The following is an 18,715-nucleotide window of genomic DNA, read 5'->3' on the forward strand; positions in this document are numbered from 1 at the left end:
CCGGGCGTGGCGACGGGGCCCCGGCGTACGACTCAGAACACGCGGTGGACCCAGTTGTGCGGGTCCGCCGCCTTACCCCGCTGGAGGTCCACCAGCTGTTGGCGCAGCGCCATGGTGACGGTGCCCGGCTCGCCGCCGGCCACGGTGAACTCCCCGTCCGGGAAGCGCACCTGCCCGATCGGCGTGATCACCGCGGCGGTACCGCAGGCGAAGACCTCGCGGAGTCGACCGCTGGCCGCGTCCGCCCGCCAGTCGTCGAAGGTCACCGGCCGCTCCTCGACCCGGTGACCGGCCGCCGAGGCCAGGGTGAGCACCGACTCGCGGGTGATGCCGGGCAGGATCGTGCCGGTGAGCGGCGGCGTGGCGATCGACCCGTCGTCGTAGACGAAGAAGACGTTCATGCCGCCCAGCTCGTCGACGAACCGACGCTCCACGGCATCGAGGAAGACCACCTGGTCGCAGCCGTGTTCGAGGGCTTCGGCCTGGGCGGCCAGCGAGGCGGCGTAGTTGCCGCCGCACTTGGCCGCGCCGGTACCGCCCGGCGCCGCCCGGGTGTAGTCGGGCGAGACCCAGACCGTCACCGGCTTGACCCCGCCGGAGAAGTACGCCCCGACGGGCGAGGCGATCACCGAGTAGAGGTACTCGTTGGCCGGGCGGACGCCGAGGAAGACCTCGCTGGCGAACATGAACGGCCGCAGGTAGAGGCTGCCGCCGTCGGCACCGTCGGGAATCCACTCCCGGTCGATCTCGATCAGCCGGTGCAGCGAGTCCACGAAGGTCTGCTCCGGCAGCGCCGGCATGGCCATCCGGGCGGCGGAGGTGTTGAACCGGGCCGCGTTGGCGTACGGGCGGAACATCGTCACTCCACCGTCGGCCGCGCGGTACGCCTTCATGCCCTCGAAGATCTCCTGCGCGTAGTGCAGCACCGCGCTGGCGGGATCCATCGGGATCGGTGCGCGGGCCTCGACCCGGGCGTCGTACCAGCCCTTGCCGTCGGCGTACCGGATGGTGACCATGTGGTCGGTGAAGACCCGGCCGAACCCGGGGTTTGCCAGCAGCGCAGCCCGGTCGGTGGCGGATACCGGTGCGGGGTTCGGACGGATCTCGAAATCGATCTTGTCACCACCGCTCATCGCGCTGACCTCCCTGGGGACGACGGCATGCGCCGACCGCACGCCGGAAACATGGTTGTGCCAGAAACCTACCCCGAACGGTCGTTCAGCGGATAGGTCCACCGGTGGACAGGTGGCCCGCCACCGGCGAGTCGCCGTTGCCACCCCAGTTCCGCCGAAGCGGCGAGGTGACCGTGGCCGGTGGGACGCGAGCGGTTCAGCCGGCGGCCTGCGCCGCGATCCGGTCGCCCACCTCGGCGGTTCGTACGGCTACCTCGGGGCTGCGGGCGGCCAGTTCCGCGCTGACCGCGGCGGTGATCCGGGTGGCGGCGTCAGCGTGCCCGAGCTGGTCGAGCAGCAGCGCCGCCGACAGTACGGCGGCGACCGGGTCGGCGACGCCACGACCGGCGATGTCCGGGGCGGAGCCGTGCACCGGCTCGAACATCGACGGGTACGCCCCGTCGGGGTTGATGCAGCCGCTGGCGGCCAGCCCGATGCCACCGGTCACCGCGGCCGCGATGTCGGTGAGGATGTCGCCGAAGAGGTTGTCGGTGACCACCACGTCGTACCGCTGCGGCTGGGTGACCAGGAACATCGCCGCGGCGTCGACGTGCTGGTACTCGGTGGCGATGTCGGGGTGTTCGGCGGCGACCGTCTCGAAGGTGCGCGACCACAGCGAACCGGCGTGGGTGAGCACGTTCGTCTTGTGCACGAGCGTCACCTTGCGCCGCTCGCGCCGGGCGGCGCGGGCGAAGGCGTCCCGGATCACCCGCTCGACACCGTGCCGGGTGTTCAGGCTCTCCTCGGTGGCGACCTCGGCCGGGGTGCCCCGGTGCAGCGAGCCGCCGGCACCGGCGTACAGGCCCTCGGTGCCCTCCCGGACGACGACCAGGTCGACCTCGCCCGGCTTGACCGCCGCGAGCGGGCTTGTCACTCCCGGCCAGAGCCGCGACGGGCGCAGGTTGACGTACTGGTCGAAGGCGAAGCGCAGCTTCAGCAGCAGACCGCGTTCCAGCACGCCGGGCGGCACGGTCGGATCGCCGACCGCGCCGAGCAGGATCGCGTCGTGCCGGGCCAACTCGTCGAGCACCGAGTCGGGCAGCACCTCGCCGGTGCGGTGGTAACGTGCCGCACCGAGGTCGTACTCGGTCACCTCGACACCGGGCAGCACCGCGTCGACGACCTTGCGAGCCTCCGCGACCACCTCGGGGCCGATCCCGTCCCCGGCCACCAGCGCGATCCGTGCCACGTCCGTCAGCTCCTTAGCTCGAATGGCTCGACGGTACGCCGCCGTCCCGCCCCCCGGTACGAGTGTTCCACCTTTCGGGAAATTGGTGACGCACAGCAGTCTCCCAGGCGGCATTCACGGCTCGGTCATCTCCGCTGCCTAGCGTGAGCGTGACGGGCGGTGGGCCTGGGCGAGCGCCGCGACGGGGCGGCACACGCCGAGAAGGGGGCGGACGCGATGTGGACCGACGAGCAACCACGAACCCGCTGGGTCGACCCGGCGGTCTTTCGCTTCCGCCGGCCCGACCTGCGACTGGGCGCCCGGGAGCAGCGGCCGGACCGCACCGACCTGGTGGCCGGGGACCGGATCGCCGTCCGGCACACCGTTCGCACCTCGACGGCTGCCTACACCCTGCTGCTGAACGCTCCCGACTGGTTGGGCCGGCGCGGCACCGGCGCGGCGCTGCGCGACGCGGTGGCCGAACTGCGGGCGATCGACCTGACCTACGGCCCGAACCGCCCGGAGAGCCTGGTGTCCCGGTTGCGCCGGGGTGAGATCAGCCCCGAGTCGTACCCGCCGCTGACCGACCTGGTGGACCGCTGCGCCGCGATGCGCGCCGCCACGGACGGCTGGTTCGACGCCTGGGCGGTGCCCGGCGGCTTCGACCCGGGTGGCCTGCTAGGCGGGTGGGCGGTCGAGCGGGCGGCGGCCCGGTTACGCGACGCCGGCATCCACGACTACGCCGTGCTCACCGGCGCCGACCTGGTGGTACGCGGCCAGGCCGGACACGGTGGCCCGTGGCGGATCGCGGTGCACCACCCCACCGACCGGCGCCAGGCCCCGCTGCTGCTGGAGATGACGGCCGGCGCGGTCGGCACCTCCGGGGTGACCGGACGGCAGGGCCACGTGGTGGACCCGCACACCGGCGAGCCGGCCGGGCACCTGGTCGCCGCGACCGTGGTCGGGCCCGACCTCGCGGTCGCCGACGCCTATGCCACCGCCCTGTACGCCGCCGGACCGGCCGGACTGGCCTGGTTCCGCTCCGGGTCGGACTACCGGGTGCTCTTCGCCGCACAGCGCTGAACCGCACGATCCCGCGCGGGCAGCACCAGGGGCAGGGACAGCGATCGGCCTCCACGGTCGCGGCAACGACCGTGGAGGCCGGTCGGCGACGAGTGCGCGTGGCTCGCGCAATCGAGGGGTGCGGGCCGCTCGGCCGGGCGTCGACCTCGTCACCCGAAGACGGGCCGGCGCCACGTGCTCGGCAGGTGACCGCACCGGTACGTTATCGAATTGACGTGTTTCGCGGCAAGGGTTCCACAGGGGAGCATCTGCGCAATCCTGGTACCCCCGGCGGTTTGTCTGCGGCAGGGCCGTTTTCGACAAGGTGAACCGCAGATGGCACGCTGTCCGCCGTGAGTTTCGATCTGAGCGTGTGGGCCCTGGCGGACGGGGCGACGCCCGAGGACGTACGAGCGGCGGTGCAGCAGTGCCGCGACGGCCGGCACCACCAGCGTCAACCGGACCCACGATGTGTGGGCTTCTACCGGGCGATCACCGCCAGCTACCCCGACCAGCCGGCCGGCCCGAACACTCCCTGGGCGGTCGCACCGCTGCACAAGGCGGCCGACCACATCGAGCTGAACCTGGACCCGGCCTGCCCCGACCAGGTACTGCTCGACATCGAGCGGCTGGCCGGCGAGCACCGGCTGATGCTGTTCGACGCCCAGGACGGTTCGGTCTACCCGCCACCCGGGGTCCGGCTGCCCGGCTGAGGCGACCCGCCGATGCCGGGCGACAGGCCCGACCGCGCAGGCTGGCGCGATGGGCCGACCGCCGCCTGCCCGGCATCGGACGACCAGGGGCCCGGCCAATGGCCGGGCCCCGTCGTGGCGTGCCTACGGCGAGCTACTCGTCGCGCAGGTCGGCCGCGCTGGCCGACGTCGCGCCGATCGAGTCCGCGGCCGAGGTGAGCAGGTCGGCACCGAGTGCCTGGTCCACGGTGAGGGTCATCAGCGTCTCGCCGCCGGCCTCCCGGCGAGCCACCTGCATCGCCGCGATGTTGATGCCGGCCTGACCGAGCAGGGTGCCGACGGTGCCGACCACGCCCGGGCGGTCGGCGTAGCGGAGGAAGAGCAGGATGCCCTCGGCGCCGATCTCCACGTCGAAGCCGTCCACTTCGGTCAGCTTGATGACGTCGCGGGTGCCGGCCTGCGCGACCGTGCCGGAGACACTCACCGTACGACCGTCGGGCAGGGCGCCGCGTACGGTGACCAGGACCGGGTGATCGACGGTCTCGGCCTGGGTGGTCAGCGACACCTCGACACCGCGCTGAGCGGCCAGGTGCGGAGCGTTGACGTAGGTCACCTGCTCCTCGACCACCGAGCTGAACAGGCCCTTGGTGGCGGCGAGCTTGAGCACCGACACGTCGTGGTCGACGATCTGACCGCGTACCTCGACGGTGACGCTGGCGGCGACCCCGCCGGCCACCGCGGTGAAGGCGCGGCCGAGCTTCTCGGCGAGCGGCAGCAACGGCCGGACGTCCTCGGCGACCACGCCGCCGGCCTGCACGTTCACCGCGTCCGGCACGAACTCGCCCTGCAGGGCCAGCTTCACGCTCTTGGCTACCGCGAGGCCGGCCTTGTCCTGCGCCTCCGCGGTGGAGGCACCCAGGTGCGGAGTTGCCACCACGTTGTCGAAGGCGAACAGCGGCGAGGAGGTGCACGGCTCCTTCGCGTAGACGTCCACCCCGGCGCCGCCGACCCGACCCTCGGCGAGCGCGTCGGCGAGGGCCTGCTCGTCGATCAGCCCACCCCGGGCGGCGTTGACGATGCGTACGCCCGGCTTGACGATGGACAGCTCCTTCTCCCCGATCAGGCCGACCGTCTCGGGGGTCTTCGGCAGGTGGATCGAGATGAAGTCGCTCTCCCGCAGCAGCTCCTCCAGCCCGACCAGGCGTACGCCGAGCTGCGCGGCGCGGGCCGGCTGGATGTACGGGTCGTACGCGATGAGCCGGGTGCCGAAGGCGGCGATGCGGGAGGCGAAGAGCACGCCGATGCGGCCGAGACCGACCACGCCGACGGTCTTGCCCTGAAGCTCCACACCGGTGTACTTCGACCGCTTCCACTCCCCCGCCTTGAGTGCTGCGCTGGCGCTTGCGGTGTTGCGGGCGACCGCGAGCAGCAGCGCGACGGCCTGCTCGGCGGCGGAGACGATGTTGGAGGTGGGTGCGTTGACGACCATGACGCCCCGCGCGGTGGCGGCCGGCACCTCGACGTTGTCCAGACCGACACCGGCCCGGGCCACGACCTTGAGTCGGGGGGCGGCGGCGATCGCCTCGGCGTCGATCTGGGTGGCGCTGCGGACGATGACGGCGTCGGCCTCGGAGAGCGCCGAGAGCAGGGCCGGGCGGTCGGTGCCGTCCACGTGCCGGACGTCGAAGTCGTGGGCGAGCACCTCGATGGCGGCGGGGGCGAGTTCTTCGGCGATCAGTACGACAGGAGTCATTGGTCCTCGTAGATGTCGTCAGAGCGGTCGGCCGGGGGCTGGGCGCTGCGCTGCGCCCGGCGCGCTCCCGGGCCATGGCCGTCAGGTGCCGCCTGGAGCACCTACCCGCGATCGTAGGGTGCGGGTCGCCCGGCGCGCCCCGGAGTGTGGGGTGAGTGCCCTCACAAACCGGACGTGACGTGCGTGTTAACGATCGTTTACCACACGGAGACAGCACGGCACCCGGCCCCGGCGTCGGGGAGAACGCCGGGGTCGGGTGCCGTTGGGGAAAGCGCTCAGGCGGTCTCGGTGATCGGCCGGTCCACCCAGCTCATCATGCCGCGCAGCTTCGCGCCGGTCTCCTCGATCGGGTGCGCCGCGCCCTCGGTCCGCCACTTGTTGTAGTTGGGTCGCCCGGCCTCGTCCTCGGCCACCCACTCGCGGGCGAACTCACCGTTCTGGATCTCGGTGAGGATCTTGCGCATCTCCTCCTTGACCCGGCCGTCGATGACCCGGGGTCCGCGGGAGAGGTCGCCGTACTCGGCGGTGTCGGAGACGCTGTAGCGCATCCGGGCGATACCGCCCTCGTACATCAGGTCCACGATCAGCTTCAGCTCGTGCAGGCACTCGAAGTAGGCCACCTCGGGGGCGTAGCCGGCCTCGGTGAGCACCTCGAAACCGGTCTGCACCAGCGCCGCCGCGCCGCCGCAGAGCACCGCCTGCTCGCCGAAGAGGTCGGTCTCGGTCTCCTCGGTGAAGGTGGTCTTGATCGCGCCGGCCCGGGTGCCGCCGATGCCCTTGGCGTACGACAGGGCCAGCGCGAACGCGCTGCCGCTGCCGTCCTGCTCCACGGCGACCAGGCAGGGCACGCCCTTGCCGTCGACGTACTGCCGGCGGACCAGGTGACCGGGGCCCTTCGGGGCGACCATCGCCACGTCCACCCCGGCCGGCGGCTTGATCAGCCCGTACCGGATGTTGAACCCGTGGCCGAAGAACAGCGCCTTGCCCGCGCTGAGGTTCGGCGCGATCGACTCGGCGTAGATGTGACGCTGCGCGGTGTCCGGCGCGAGGACCATGATCACGTCGGCCTCGGCCGCCGCCTCGGCCGGGGTGAGCACCCGCAGCCCCTGCTCCTCGGCCTTCGGCCGGCTCTTCGAGCCCTCCGGCAGACCGATCACCACGTCGACACCGGAGTCGCGCAGCGACAGCGCGTGCGCGTGCCCCTGGCTGCCGTAACCGATCACGGCGACCTTCTTCGACTGGATCAGGCCCAGGTCGGCGTCGTCGTCGTAGTACACCTCAACGCTCATGACTTCCCTTTCGTACGGCGGCCGCAGCGGCCCGTCGTGGCTGGTGGCCGGCCCCGGTCACCCGGAACCGGGGTGGGGTCAGGCGGCCCGCAGGGCCGGGCCGGCGGTGATCGCACGCGAGCCGCGCCCGATCGCCACCAGACCCGACTGGACCATCTCCTTGATGCCGAAGGGCTCAAGGTCGCGCAGCAGCGCGTCGAGCTTGTCCGGGGTGCCGGTCGCCTCGACGGTGAGGGTGTCGGCGGCCACGTCGACCACCCGGGCCCGGAACAGGTTGACCGTCTCCAGGACCTGGCCCCGGGCGTTGCGATCCGCACGCACCTTGACCAGCAACAGTTCGCGGGCCACCGAGGTGCTCGGATCCAACTCGACGATCTTCAGTACGTTCACCAGCTTGTTGAGCTGCTTGGTGACCTGCTCCAGCGGCGAGGACTCCGCGTTGACCACGATGGTGATCCGCGAGACGTCCGGGTTCTCCGTCTCGCCGACCGCGAGACTGTCGATGTTGAAGCCGCGCCGGGAGAACAGCCCGGAGACCCGGGCCAGCACGCCGGGCTTGTTCTCCACCAGCACGGAGAGGGTGTGAATGGTCATTAAATGTCGTCCTCGTCGAAGGCCGGGCGAACGCCCCGGGCGAACATGATCTCGTCGTTGCTGGTGCCGGCCGGGACCATCGGCCAGACCATGGCGTCCTTGCCGACCACGAAGTCGATCACCACCGGCGCGTCGTTGATGGACATGGCCATCTCGATGGTCCGGTCCACCTCCTCGGCGGTCTCGCAGCGCAGCCCGACGCAGCCGAGCGCCTCGGCCAGCTTGACGAAGTCCGGGATGCGGTGCTTGTGGGTGCCCAGCTCGGTGTTGGAGTAGCGCTCGTTGTAGAACAGCGTCTGCCACTGCCGGACCATGCCGAGGTTGCCGTTGTTGATGACCGCGATCTTGACCGGGATGCCCTCCAGGGCGCAGGTGGCCAGCTCCTGGTTGGTCATCTGGAAGCAACCGTCGCCGTCGATGGCCCAGACCACCGTGTCCGGTCGGCCCACCTTGGCGCCCATCGCCGCCGGCACCGCGTAGCCCATGGTGCCGAGTCCGCCGGAGTTGAGCCAGGTCTGCGGCTTCTCGTACGAGATGAACTGGGAGGCCCACATCTGGTGCTGGCCGACGCCCGCGACGTAGATCGTGTCCGGTCCGGCGATCTCGCCCAGCCGCTTGATCACGTACTGCGGGGAGAGGGTGCCGTCGGACGGCTCCTCGTAGCCCAGCGGGTAGCGCTCGCGCAGGTCGTCCAGCTGCGTCCACCAGTCACTGAGGTCGGTGGTACGGCCCGCCGCCCGCTCGGCGGTGACGGCCGCCAGCAGCTCGTCGATGACGTGCCGGGCGTCGCCGACGATCGGCACGTCCGCGTGCCGGTTCTTGCCGATCTCCGCGGGATCGATGTCGGCGTGCACCACCGTGGCGTCCGGCGCGAACGAGTCCAGCTTCCCGGTGACCCGGTCGTCGAACCGGGCGCCCAGCGCCACGATCAGGTCCGCCTTCTGCAGCCCGTAGACCGCGGCGACGGTGCCGTGCATGCCCGGCATGCCCAGGTGCTGCCGGTGCGAGTCGGGGAACGCGCCGAGCGCCATCAGCGTGGTGATCACCGGGATGCCGGTCAGCTCGGCCAGCTTGCGCAGACCCTCGGTGGCGCCGGCCTTGAGCACGCCGCCGCCGACGTAGAGCACCGGCCGGCGGGCGGCGCTGATCAGCCGTGCCGCCTCGCGGATCTGCTTACCGTGCGGGTGCAGGGTGGGCCGGTAGCCGGGCAGGTCCAGGGTGGGCGGCCAGGCGAACGTGGTCGACGCCTGAAGGACGTCCTTGGGAATGTCCACCAGGACCGGCCCGGGGCGCCCGGTCGAGGCCAGGTGGAACGCCTCGGCCAGCACCCGGGGAATCTCGCTGGCCTCCTGCACCAGGAAGTTGTGCTTGGTGATCGGCAGGGTGATGCCCTGGATGTCTGCCTCCTGGAAGGCGTCCGTGCCGATCGACGGGCGGGCCACCTGACCGGTGATCGCCACCAGCGGCACCGAGTCCATGTACGCGTCGGCGATCGGGGTGACCAGGTTCGTCGCGCCCGGACCGGAGGTGGCGATGCACACCCCGACCCGGCCGGTGGCCTGGGCGTACCCGGTGGCGGCGTGACCAGCGCCCTGCTCGTGCCGGACCAGGATGTGTCGCACGGTCGAGTCGTAGAGCGGGTCGTACGCCGGCAGGATCGCGCCGCCCGGGATGCCGAAGACGACGTCTACGCCGAGTGCCTCCAGGGAGCGCACCAGCGAGCCGGCACCGGACACCTGGGCCGGGGCGGGACGGGCCGCCGGGACGGCCGGCGAGGCGGCGCGGGTGTGGTCGGCGTCACCCGGCGCCTCGGCGGCGGTGCGGGCGCGCCGGGCGGAGTGGGCGAGCGTCTCGGGCGTGGGTCTCGTCATGGCGGTTGGCCTTCGGCTGGAGTGGGTGGGGCTGCTCACACTGTGGAACGCGGGCGGGGCCGGCGTTCGATTGGTTCGACGCACTAAAAAGGCCCGCGTGCCAGATGCACGGGGCCAGCGCACTCTCAGTCAGGGAGAGTGCGCTCAGGTAAGTACTCGCAGCGACCGGTACGACGACATGGGCTCAAGACTGACGCATCTCATGCGATGAGTCAACTGATCCCACATTTTGGTTCACGGACCTCGGCGCGCCGCCGCCCGGCGCGCCGATCCGACCCGGCATGACCTGGCCGGGGACGCCCTCGCCCCGACGTTGAAGGGGCGGTCCGACGGGTCGCGCAACCGCGCTGTCTGCCGCCGGACGGGCCGGGCGGGCACCCGGCGACGTCGCCGCGTCCAGCATCGCCTCCAGGTGTTCGGCCGGTACGCCCCAGCCGAACAACGCACCCTGACCGAACCGGCAACCGGCGGCCACCACCGCGGCCAGCTCCGTGGGCGTGGTCACCCCCTCGGCGATCACCTCCAGGCCGAACTGGTGGCCCAACCGCATCACGATGTCGACCATCGGGGCGAAGGCCGGGCCGTCACGCCCTTCCGGCTGGACCGGCTCGTGCTCCGCCACCAGTCCGTGATCGATCTTGAGGATGTCGATCGGCAGCCGGCGGAGCTGGTTGAGCGAGGAGTAACCGGCGCCGAAGTCGTCCAGGGCGATCCGCACACCGGTCAGCCGCAGCGCGGTCAGCCGCCGGATCAACTCGTCGAGGTCGGTGGCGACCGCGTGCTCGGTGACCTCCAGCACCAGCCGTTGCGGCGGCACGTGATGGGCGCGTAGCGCCTCGGCGACCTGCACCACGTACTCGGGAGCGTGCAGCTCACGCGGGGAGACGTTCACCGACACCCAGACGTCGTGCCCCTCGGCCAGCCAGCGGGACAGCTGATAGCAGGCCTGGTGCAGCACCCAGGCACCGAGCTTGGCGATCATCCCGCTCTCCTCGGCGAGGGGGATGAACTCGTCCGGCCGGACGTTGCCCAGCTCCGGATGACGCCACCGCAGCAGCGCCTCCGCGCCGACCGGGCGTACCGACGGCAGGGAGGCCACCGGCTGGAACACCAGCCGCAGCTCGTCCCGCTCGATCGCACCGCGCAGCTCGTGCTCGAGCGTGGTGCGTCGGCGCAGCAGCCGGTCGTACGCGCCGTCGTAGCGCTCGATCCGGTTCTTGCCCCGCTGCTTGGCGTAGCGCAGCGCCAGATCCGCGTGCCGCAGCAGCAGCTCGACGTCGGGTTCGTCGGCCCAACCCGCCAGGCCGATGCTCACCGACAGGAAGACGGGTGCCTCGGGCTGCTCGTAGGCGCCGCCGAGCACCCGCAACAGCCGCTCCGCGACCACCCCGGCCCCCGCCGGGCCACCGTGCATGAGCACCGCGAACTCGTCACCACCGAGCCGGGCCGCCAGATCGCCGGGGCGCAGATTGCCCCGCAACCGCCGGCCCACCTCGGCCAGCACGGCGTCGCCGACGTCGTGGCCCCGCATGTCGTTGACGTTCTTGAAACCGTCCAGGTCCAGCCCGAGCAGCACGCACGGCACCCGCTCCTCGGCACAGCGGTGCAGGGCTCGCAGCAGGCCGCGCCGGTTGGCCAGGCCGGTGAGCGCGTCGGTGTGCGCGAGCTGCCGGAAGTGTGCCTCCCGGTCGGCCAACCGCCGGGCGTAGGCCCGCACGTCGTGCAGGGTGAGGTACTGCCGGGCGACCAGGGCGAACCCCTCGACGCTGCCGGCGGCGATGGCCAACCCGTCGAACCGGCCGTCCTGAAGGAGGTGGTACATCGCCGAGGCGGCCATGGCGCCCATCGGCACGAAGGCGTACTCGCCGTCACGGCGGATCACGTCGATGGCGAGGTGACCCGGCGGATCGATCCGGTAGGCCGCCACCGCCGCGATCAACAGCCCGACGGCCAGGATCACCGCGCCGGTCAGCGCCAGTCCCGGCCCGGCCTGGCAGAGCCCGGCCGCGACACCCAACCCACCGACCGACACGGCGGTGATTCCGGTGCCGAGCACGGCCAGGCAACGTCGGGGCGCGGACGCCCGGAGCACCATGATCGCGGACAGGCCGGCGCTCAACGCCGCGCTTACCGAGGCGAGCAGGATCGACGGACAGGCCGTCGGCGTCGCGTCGCCGAGCAGCCGGGTCGGCTCGGAGAACAGCACCCAGCCGACGAACCACAGCGCGGCTCCCACGATCACGCCGTCCAGCGCGAGCCGGGCCGCCGAGGGCACCGACCCGGTCACCCCGGGCAGCCGGAGCAGACCGAAACAGAAAAGCAGGCCGCCGGTGGCCGTGCCGAGTGCCACCAGGGTGGCCCAGGTGCTGCGATGCTGCTGCTCGTGCGCCCAGTGCTCGCTCGCGGTCACCGCGACGGCCGCACCGACAAGCACGGTCACCGCCGCGAACACGCCGCCGACGGCCAGCACCGCGTACGCCGGACGATGCGGCGCGGCCCGGCGGCGGACGGCGGCGGCGAGCAGCACGCCGGCAGTCAGGGCGATCAGCGCGCTCAGCACCGCAGCGCCGATCATGGCCGGGGGTGTGTGCACGCCTCAACTCTGCCGGATCGATGCCCGCTGTGGGGATCGGGTGTGCATCTGTTGGGACACGGCGCCACACCGGTGTCCGGGCCGGGTCACCGGTGTCAGACTGGTACGCATGCCTGAGCTGCGGTCGAAGACCTCCACGCACGGTCGGACGATGGCCGGCGCCCGGGCCCTCTGGCGGGCCACCGGGATGACCGACGACGATTTCGGCAAGCCGATCGTCGCCATCGCGAACAGTTTCACCCAGTTCGTGCCGGGCCACGTACACCTCAAGGACATGGGTGGCCTGGTCGCCGACGCGGTGGCCGAGGCCGGCGGGGTGGGCCGGGAGTTCAACACCATCGCGGTCGACGACGGCATCGCCATGGGCCACGGCGGCATGCTCTACTCCCTGCCCAGCCGGGAGTTGATCGCAGACGCGGTGGAGTACATGGTCAACGCGCACTGCGCGGACGCCCTGGTCTGCATCTCCAACTGCGACAAGATCACCCCAGGCATGCTGCTGGCCGCGCTGCGACTGAACATCCCCACCGTGTTCGTCTCCGGCGGGCCGATGGAGGCCGGCAAGACGGTGGCGATCGAGGGGATCGTGCACAGCAAGATCGATCTGATCGACGCGATGATCGCCTCCTCGAACGAGGCCGTCACCGACGAGCAGCTCGGCGAGATCGAGCGGTCCGCCTGCCCCACCTGCGGCTCCTGCTCCGGCATGTTCACCGCCAACTCGATGAACTGCCTCACCGAGGCGATCGGCCTGGCGCTGCCGGGCAACGGCTCCACGCTTGCCACCCACGCCGCGCGTCGGTCACTGTTCGTCGAGGCCGGCCGCACCGCCGTGGAGATCGCCAAGCGGTGGTACGACGGCGACGACGCCTCGGTGCTGCCCCGCGCGGTGGCCTCCCGGGCCGCGTTCGAGAACGCCGTCGCCCTGGACGTGGCGATGGGCGGGTCGACGAACACGATCCTGCACCTGCTGGCCGCCGCCCGCGAGGCCGAGCTGGACTTCTCCGTGGCCGACATCGACGCCATCTCCCGCCGGGTGCCGTGCCTGGCGAAGGTCGCCCCGAACTCGCCGCAGTACCACATGGAGGACGTGCACCGCGCCGGCGGCATCCCGGCCATCCTCGGCGAACTCGACCGCGCCGGCCTGCTGCGCCGGGACGTGCACGCGGTGCACTCCCCCACTCTGGCCGGCTGGCTCGCCGACTGGGACGTGCGTGGCGGGTCCGCCCGCCCCGAGGCGGTCGAGCTGTTCCACGCCGCGCCGGGCGGGGTGCGTACCACCGAGCCGTTCTCCACCACCAACCGCTGGTCGTCGCTGGACACCGACGCGGCCGGCGGCTGCATCCGGGACCGCGAGCACGCGTACACCGCCGACGGCGGGCTGGCCATCCTGTCCGGCAACCTCGCGCCGGAGGGCTGTGTGGTGAAGACCGCCGGGGTACCCGAGGAGTGCCTGACCTTCCGTGGCCCGGCGAAGGTCTACGAGTCGCAGGACGACGCGGTGACCGCCATCCTGGCCAAGGAGATCGTCGCCGGGGACGTGGTGGTGATCCGCTACGAGGGGCCGAAGGGCGGCCCCGGCATGCAGGAGATGCTCTACCCCACCTCGTTCCTCAAGGGCCGGGGCCTGGGCCGGGCCTGCGCGCTGCTCACCGACGGCCGGTTCTCCGGCGGCACCTCCGGGCTCTCGATCGGGCACGCCTCCCCCGAGGCCGCCTCCGGTGGGCTGATCGCGCTGGTCGAGCCGGGCGACGAGATCGTCATCGACATCCCGGCCCGCTCCATCGAGCTGAACGTGCCGGCCGACGTGCTCGACGCCCGCCGGGTCGCCCAGGAGAAGCGGGACCGCCCGTACACTCCGGTCGACCGGCAGCGCCCGGTGTCGGCGGCGCTGCGCGCGTACGCCTCGATGGCCACCTCGGCCAGCGACGGCGCCTACCGCCGCGTCCCGGAGTGACACGTTGAGAGTGCTCGCTGAGAGCACGGTCGGGTCGGACGGCCCCGCCTCGGGCGGGGCAGGGAATCAGGGGTAGGTGTGGTGCTGTCGAGCTGATGGCGCAAGTGGATCGCGGTGGCTGCGGGTGATGGACCTCGCTTGACAGCACGGATGGATCAGCTCGACAGTGCCCACGACGGTGCATCCGCGGGGCAACGGTCGCCGACTCCGTTAGGTAGCCTGAGGTCAACGTCGCGTGCCGGTGGCAGACCGTGTCAGGCATGGAGGCGTCGGATACGAAGGACCACGACGATGACATTGTCGTTACCTTCGCCCTCCTGTGGCTGAGGGCGAGAAGACCAGGCTCGTCGCCTGGAGCCACGAGCTGCGCAGCGTGCACGATCGGCTGCGCGAAGCCTTACGCCTGACCCGCAGCGCACTGGATCACGGCGACGCGGCCGGCCCAGCCACCCGTGACCTGCTGCTGTTCTGCCACGGCTTCTGTGCCGCGCTGACCGGGCACCACGAGGGTGAGGATCGCGAACTGTTCCCCGCGATCGCCGCCGCCCATCCGGAGCTGCGCGACACCCTGCGCCAACTGAAACAGGACCACTCGATGATCGCGCATCTGCTCGCAGGTCTGCAGGCCGCCGTGGATCGGGCCGCCTCCCCAGCCGAACTCGACCGCCACGTCGAGGGGATCGCCGCCATCATGGAGAGCCACTTCCGTTACGAGGAACGCCAGCTACTGGCGGTACTCGACACGCTCGCCCTGAACGGGGACCCGCACGACGTCCTGGGGCCACTCTGACGACGAAGGCCGCGGCTCTGATCCGCCGGCACATCCCGAACTGGAACAAGACGGCGTTGGACTTCACCCGCTTCCGCGACGGCGTCTCCGGACGCTTGCCAGCGTGCGACACGACTGGACCCACCGCCGCAAGGAAGCCCGTCGACCTCGGTCGGTGACCTCGTCACCGCATTGCGGGCGCAGCCGATCGTCGATCAGGATTCACCCTGACGTCATGCCCGCTCCCGGTAGCGTGGCGATCGTTGATCGTGGATCGGGAGGGTGTCGGATGGGTGCGAGGCGGACGGTCTGCGCTGGGTTCACGGCGGCGCTGCTCGCCGCGACAGTAGCGGTCATGGTGGCGTCACCGGCGAGTGCGGGTAGGGGGCAACCGGGCACGCCGCGGGTGGCGACCTTCAACGCCTCACTGAACCGGGGTGCCGCCGGCGGGCTGGTCGCCGACCTGTCCGGGCGGGACGACGCGCAGGCCGGCAACGTCGCCGAGGTGATCCAGCGGGTCCGCCCCGACGTGCTGCTGATCAACGAGTTCGACTACGACCCGGCCGGGCGGGCGTTGGCGCTGTTCCAGGACAACTACCTGTCCGTACCGCGCAACGGCACCCGGGCGATCAGCTACCCGTACCGCTACACGGCCCCGTCGAACACCGGGTTGCCCTCCGGACACGATCTCAACAACGACGGGACCGTCGGTGGGCCCGACGACGCCTACGGTTTCGGTCTCTTCCCCGGCCAGTACGGCATGGCGGTCTACTCGTCCTACCCGATCGACCTGGCCCGGGTGCGCACGTTCCAGACGTTCCGCTGGCGGGACATGCCCGGCGCGCTGCTGCCCGACGACCCGGCCACCCCCGCACCCGCCGACTGGTACTCCCGGCAGGAACTGGCGGACGTGCGGCTGTCCTCCAAGAGCCACTGGGACCTGCCGATCCGGCTGCCCGGTCGTACCGTGCACCTGCTGGCCAGCCACCCCACGCCGCCGGTCTTCGACGGGCCGGAGGACCGCAACGGCCGCCGCAACCACGACGAGATCCGCTTCTGGGCCGACTACGTCTCGCCGGGGCGGGGTGGCTACATCTACGACGACGCCGGTTGGCGCGGTGGGCTGCGGCCGGGTGCGGCCTTCGTGATCGCCGGGGACCTCAACTCCGATCCGTACGACGGCGACAGCCTGCCCGGCGCGGCGCAGCAGCTGCTCGACCACCCCCGGGTCAACGACCGGGTCGTGCCGGCCAGCGCGGGCGGCGCGGCGGCGGCGTGGCGGCAGGGCGGGGCAAACCTCGATCACCGGAGCGCACCGCGTTTCGACACCGCCGACTTCGTCGACACCAGCCCCGGCAACCTGCGGGTCGACTATCTGCTGCCGAGCCGGGGGCTGCCGGTCCGTGCCACCGGAGTCTTCTGGCCGGTGCCGGGTGACCCGCTGTTCCGGCTGGTCGGCGACTACGACCCGGCCCTGCCGGGCGGCTTCCCCACCTCCGACCACCGGCTGGTCTGGCTCGACCTGCGTCGCTGAGGTGTCGCCTGGCCCTGGCGCCGGTGACAACGCCAGGGGCCAGGTGAACCCACAAGTAGAACTCAGTGGTCGGTCCCCCGGTCGAACATCTGCCCGATGCGGATCTGGTTGCCGAACGGGTCGCGGATGCCGAAGTCGATGCCGTACGGCCGTTCCATCGGCTCGTCGGTGATGTCGACCCCCTTGGCGACCAGTTCCTCGTACGTCTTGTGGGCGTCGTCGGTGGTCATGAAAAGGAAGCCACCCGCGGCGCCCTTGGACAGCAGTTCGCGGACCTGCTCGGCGGTGGCCGGGTCGAGGTTCGGCGGGCCCGGCTTCTCCAGCAGGATCTCGCGCTGCCGGTCGCCGGGAACGTTCACCGTGAGCCAACGCATGAAGCCGAGATCCTGATCCGTGTTCAGCTCCAGGCCGAGCTTGCCGATGTAGAAGTCGAGCGCCTCGTCCTGGTCGAGGACGTAGATCTGGGAGCGGCTGATCGCGTTCATCGTCATGCCCAGAACGCTAGTGCAACGCCGTGACCTGCTGCTTATCCAAAACTGCTCGGTCTGGTCCACGCCTTCGTGAAGCAGCTCGGCACCGGCGCGGTGGGGGCCGTCCGCCGCTTGCGGTAGTCGGTGGGCGACTCACCGACAATCTGCCGGAAGGTACGGCTGAACGTGCCGAGACTGCCGAAACCGACCGCCGCGCAGACCTCCGTGACGTCCTGACCGGTGTGCAGCAGCAGGTACATGGCCCGCTCCACCCGACGCCGCTGCAGATAGCGGTGCGGGGTCTCACCGAAGGTGGCCCGGAAGGTGCGGATGAAGTGCGCCGCGGAGACGTGCGCGATCCGCGCCAGGGTCGGGATGTCGAGCGGTTGAGCGTACGCCCGGTCCATCGCGTCGCGGGCGCGCAGCATCGCCCGGTTCGTCTCCTCGACCGCCCTGCTCACCCACCACCCCCGCCGGATACGGTGCCACGTGCTGGTTCGAGATGGCCACGCGGGTCGACCTGAAGTGCACTTGACGACGCTCATGGCCGCCGGCCGTGAAGGCGAAGGCTTCACGGCGACAGGGGGTAGCGCGGCCACCAGTGTCCGGCCAATAGGACTGCTGCCGGCCAGCAGTTGTCCAGGCGGAGGCGCCAACTGGTCGGTTCCCGTGTCGGGATGCATACAATCCGTCGCCCCCGCGACAAGCCACGCCATGAAATGGTGATATGGATTCGGACTACCTACACAGCGCGCGGGGCGAGGGCGGGGCCAGGTGAGCCAGCCGACCCAACAGCCTGACCGTCGGGTCGTGCTCGTCTCGACAATCGCCGGCGTGGTGGGCGCGACAGCCGGCGTCATGCAGTGGTTGACCAGTGCCGGGGCTTGGGCGGTGGTGGCGGTCGGGGTGGTGGGCCTGGCTGCGGCGGCCTGGGCGCTGGCCTGGCTGTGGCGGCAGCAGCGGGCGGTCCCGGCCACGGTGGTCGTCATGTTGCTGGTTGCCATCGCGGCGATCACCGGCGCGGCGACGGATCGCATCGTCGGTCGCCCGTCGACCCAGTCGACCGCTGGCGACTCCGCCGCGAGCACTGGTGGCGAACCGGACATCGCGGCGGCCACTTCCAGCCTCCCGTCTCAACCGAGCCGGACGCCGACGCCAGCATCGACGCCGACACCAACATCGACGCCGACACCGTCGCCCAGCACCAGCGCCAGCGGCGAGGACGAGCCAGCGTCGACAGGCGGAGAACTGGAACCCACCCGCACCGCGAAGGGTGTCGAACTCTCGTCGTCGTACGCCCTCGACTTGGACTCGGTGGCGGAGAACTGGAACGTCGAACGCACCAACCTTTCCCGGGGTCGGGATGTGATGTTGAGCTACGGCGTTCTGCGGACCACGGCCGACGTGGTCGTCGTCGACGGCGAGCCGGAGCACGCCAAGTGCGAGAACGCGGTCACCCGGCAACGGAACATCGGCGGCGAGCAGCTGCGTGCCGGCCAGTCGTTCTGCGTCCACACGAGCGAGAAGCGGTGGGCGTGGATCACCCTGCGGCGGTACGCGCCGAGCGAAAGCATCACCTTCGACGTAACCGTCTGGTGATCCGCCACCGACCCTGATCGCTCCGCCCGCAGCACGTCAAGATCTTGGACATTTCCCGTTTTCCACTCGAAGTCAACTGATGGTTGCAACGCCGCCTCGTTGTGCTGGTGGAGGTGGTTTATGGCGCCACGGTTGTCTGCAGCTGAGCGTGAAGAAATCGGGCTCGGTCGTGCGGCGGGCGAGTCGATACGG

15 protein-coding genes are annotated in these 18,715 nt (G+C 71.2%); 6 read left to right on the top strand and 9 right to left on the bottom strand.

The annotated features are described in order from the left end of the window. Positions 1–32: 32 nt before the first annotated feature. Complete coding sequence (locus KBX00_RS22645) at positions 33–1,133, bottom strand: branched-chain amino acid aminotransferase (protein ID WP_210830071.1); 1,101 nt, start codon at positions 1,131–1,133, stop codon at positions 33–35. A 196-nt stretch (positions 1,134–1,329) separates the two neighbouring features. After that, positions 1,330–2,361: a 3-isopropylmalate dehydrogenase gene (locus tag KBX00_RS22650; RefSeq protein WP_210830072.1), complete on the bottom strand. Its 1,032-nt coding sequence runs from the start codon at positions 2,359–2,361 to the stop codon at positions 1,330–1,332. A 216-nt stretch (positions 2,362–2,577) separates the two neighbouring features. Here KBX00_RS22650 and KBX00_RS22655 point away from each other — a divergent pair, with 216 nt between their 5' ends. Beyond that, entirely contained in the window at positions 2,578–3,423 is an 846-nt protein-coding gene (locus tag KBX00_RS22655; RefSeq protein ID WP_210830087.1) for an FAD:protein FMN transferase, read from the top strand. Positions 3,424–3,755: 332 nt separating this feature from the next. Beyond that, positions 3,756–4,115 carry a hypothetical protein gene (locus tag KBX00_RS22660; protein WP_210830073.1) on the top strand — a complete coding sequence of 120 codons (360 nt, stop codon included), beginning with the start codon at positions 3,756–3,758 and terminating at the stop codon, positions 4,113–4,115. 133 nt (positions 4,116–4,248) lie between these two features. Here KBX00_RS22660 and serA read toward each other — a convergent pair whose 3' ends face one another. From serA to KBX00_RS22685, 5 genes are all read right to left on the bottom strand, one after another. Then, positions 4,249–5,847 (bottom strand): phosphoglycerate dehydrogenase, encoded by a 1,599-nt coding sequence (serA, locus tag KBX00_RS22665; protein WP_210830074.1) that lies wholly within the window; start codon positions 5,845–5,847, stop codon positions 4,249–4,251. A 275-nt stretch (positions 5,848–6,122) separates the two neighbouring features. Further along, entirely contained in the window at positions 6,123–7,136 is a 1,014-nt protein-coding gene (gene ilvC / locus KBX00_RS22670; protein WP_210830075.1) for a ketol-acid reductoisomerase, read from the bottom strand. A 78-nt stretch (positions 7,137–7,214) separates the two neighbouring features. Next, a complete protein-coding gene (gene ilvN, locus KBX00_RS22675) occupies positions 7,215–7,730 on the bottom strand; it encodes an acetolactate synthase small subunit (RefSeq protein ID WP_210830076.1) in 516 nt (171 codons plus the stop codon). Next, complete coding sequence (locus KBX00_RS22680) at positions 7,730–9,601, bottom strand: acetolactate synthase large subunit (protein WP_210830077.1); 1,872 nt, start codon at positions 9,599–9,601, stop codon at positions 7,730–7,732. Before KBX00_RS22680 ends, ilvN begins: the two co-directional genes overlap by 1 nt. Before the next feature lie 184 nt (positions 9,602–9,785). Then, positions 9,786–12,194 carry a bifunctional diguanylate cyclase/phosphodiesterase gene (locus tag KBX00_RS22685; protein WP_210830078.1) on the bottom strand — a complete coding sequence of 803 codons (2,409 nt, stop codon included), beginning with the start codon at positions 12,192–12,194 and terminating at the stop codon, positions 9,786–9,788. Positions 12,195–12,303: 109 nt separating this feature from the next. Here KBX00_RS22685 and ilvD point away from each other — a divergent pair, with 109 nt between their 5' ends. The 3 genes from ilvD (at position 12,304) to KBX00_RS22700 (ending at position 16,454) form a co-directional block, all read left to right on the top strand. Continuing rightward, positions 12,304–14,151, top strand: a complete 1,848-nt coding sequence (gene ilvD / locus KBX00_RS22690; RefSeq protein ID WP_210830079.1) for a dihydroxy-acid dehydratase — start codon at positions 12,304–12,306, stop codon at positions 14,149–14,151. A gap of 319 nt (positions 14,152–14,470) precedes the next feature. After that, positions 14,471–14,941, top strand: coding sequence for a hemerythrin domain-containing protein (locus KBX00_RS22695; RefSeq protein WP_210830080.1), 471 nt, complete (start codon positions 14,471–14,473; stop codon positions 14,939–14,941). Positions 14,942–15,275: 334 nt separating this feature from the next. Next, entirely contained in the window at positions 15,276–16,454 is a 1,179-nt protein-coding gene (locus KBX00_RS22700) for an endonuclease/exonuclease/phosphatase family protein (RefSeq protein ID WP_301548414.1), read from the top strand. Between the two features lie 62 nt (positions 16,455–16,516). Here the strand turns inward: KBX00_RS22700 and KBX00_RS22705 are convergent, their stop codons facing one another. Continuing rightward, positions 16,517–16,945: a VOC family protein gene (locus KBX00_RS22705; protein ID WP_210830082.1), complete on the bottom strand. Its 429-nt coding sequence runs from the start codon at positions 16,943–16,945 to the stop codon at positions 16,517–16,519. A 35-nt stretch (positions 16,946–16,980) separates the two neighbouring features. Continuing rightward, on the bottom strand, positions 16,981–17,385 hold the full coding sequence (locus KBX00_RS22710) for a helix-turn-helix domain-containing protein (RefSeq protein WP_210830083.1): 405 nt from the start codon (positions 17,383–17,385) through the stop codon (positions 16,981–16,983). A 349-nt stretch (positions 17,386–17,734) separates the two neighbouring features. On the opposite strand from KBX00_RS22710, the gene KBX00_RS22715 reads away from it, so the two are divergent. Next, complete coding sequence (locus KBX00_RS22715; RefSeq protein WP_210830084.1) at positions 17,735–18,523, top strand: hypothetical protein; 789 nt, start codon at positions 17,735–17,737, stop codon at positions 18,521–18,523. The last annotated feature ends 192 nt before the right edge of the window (positions 18,524–18,715 follow it).

Source organism: Micromonospora sp. C95, from assembly GCF_018070465.1.
Lineage (GTDB): Bacteria > Actinomycetota > Actinomycetes > Mycobacteriales > Micromonosporaceae > Micromonospora.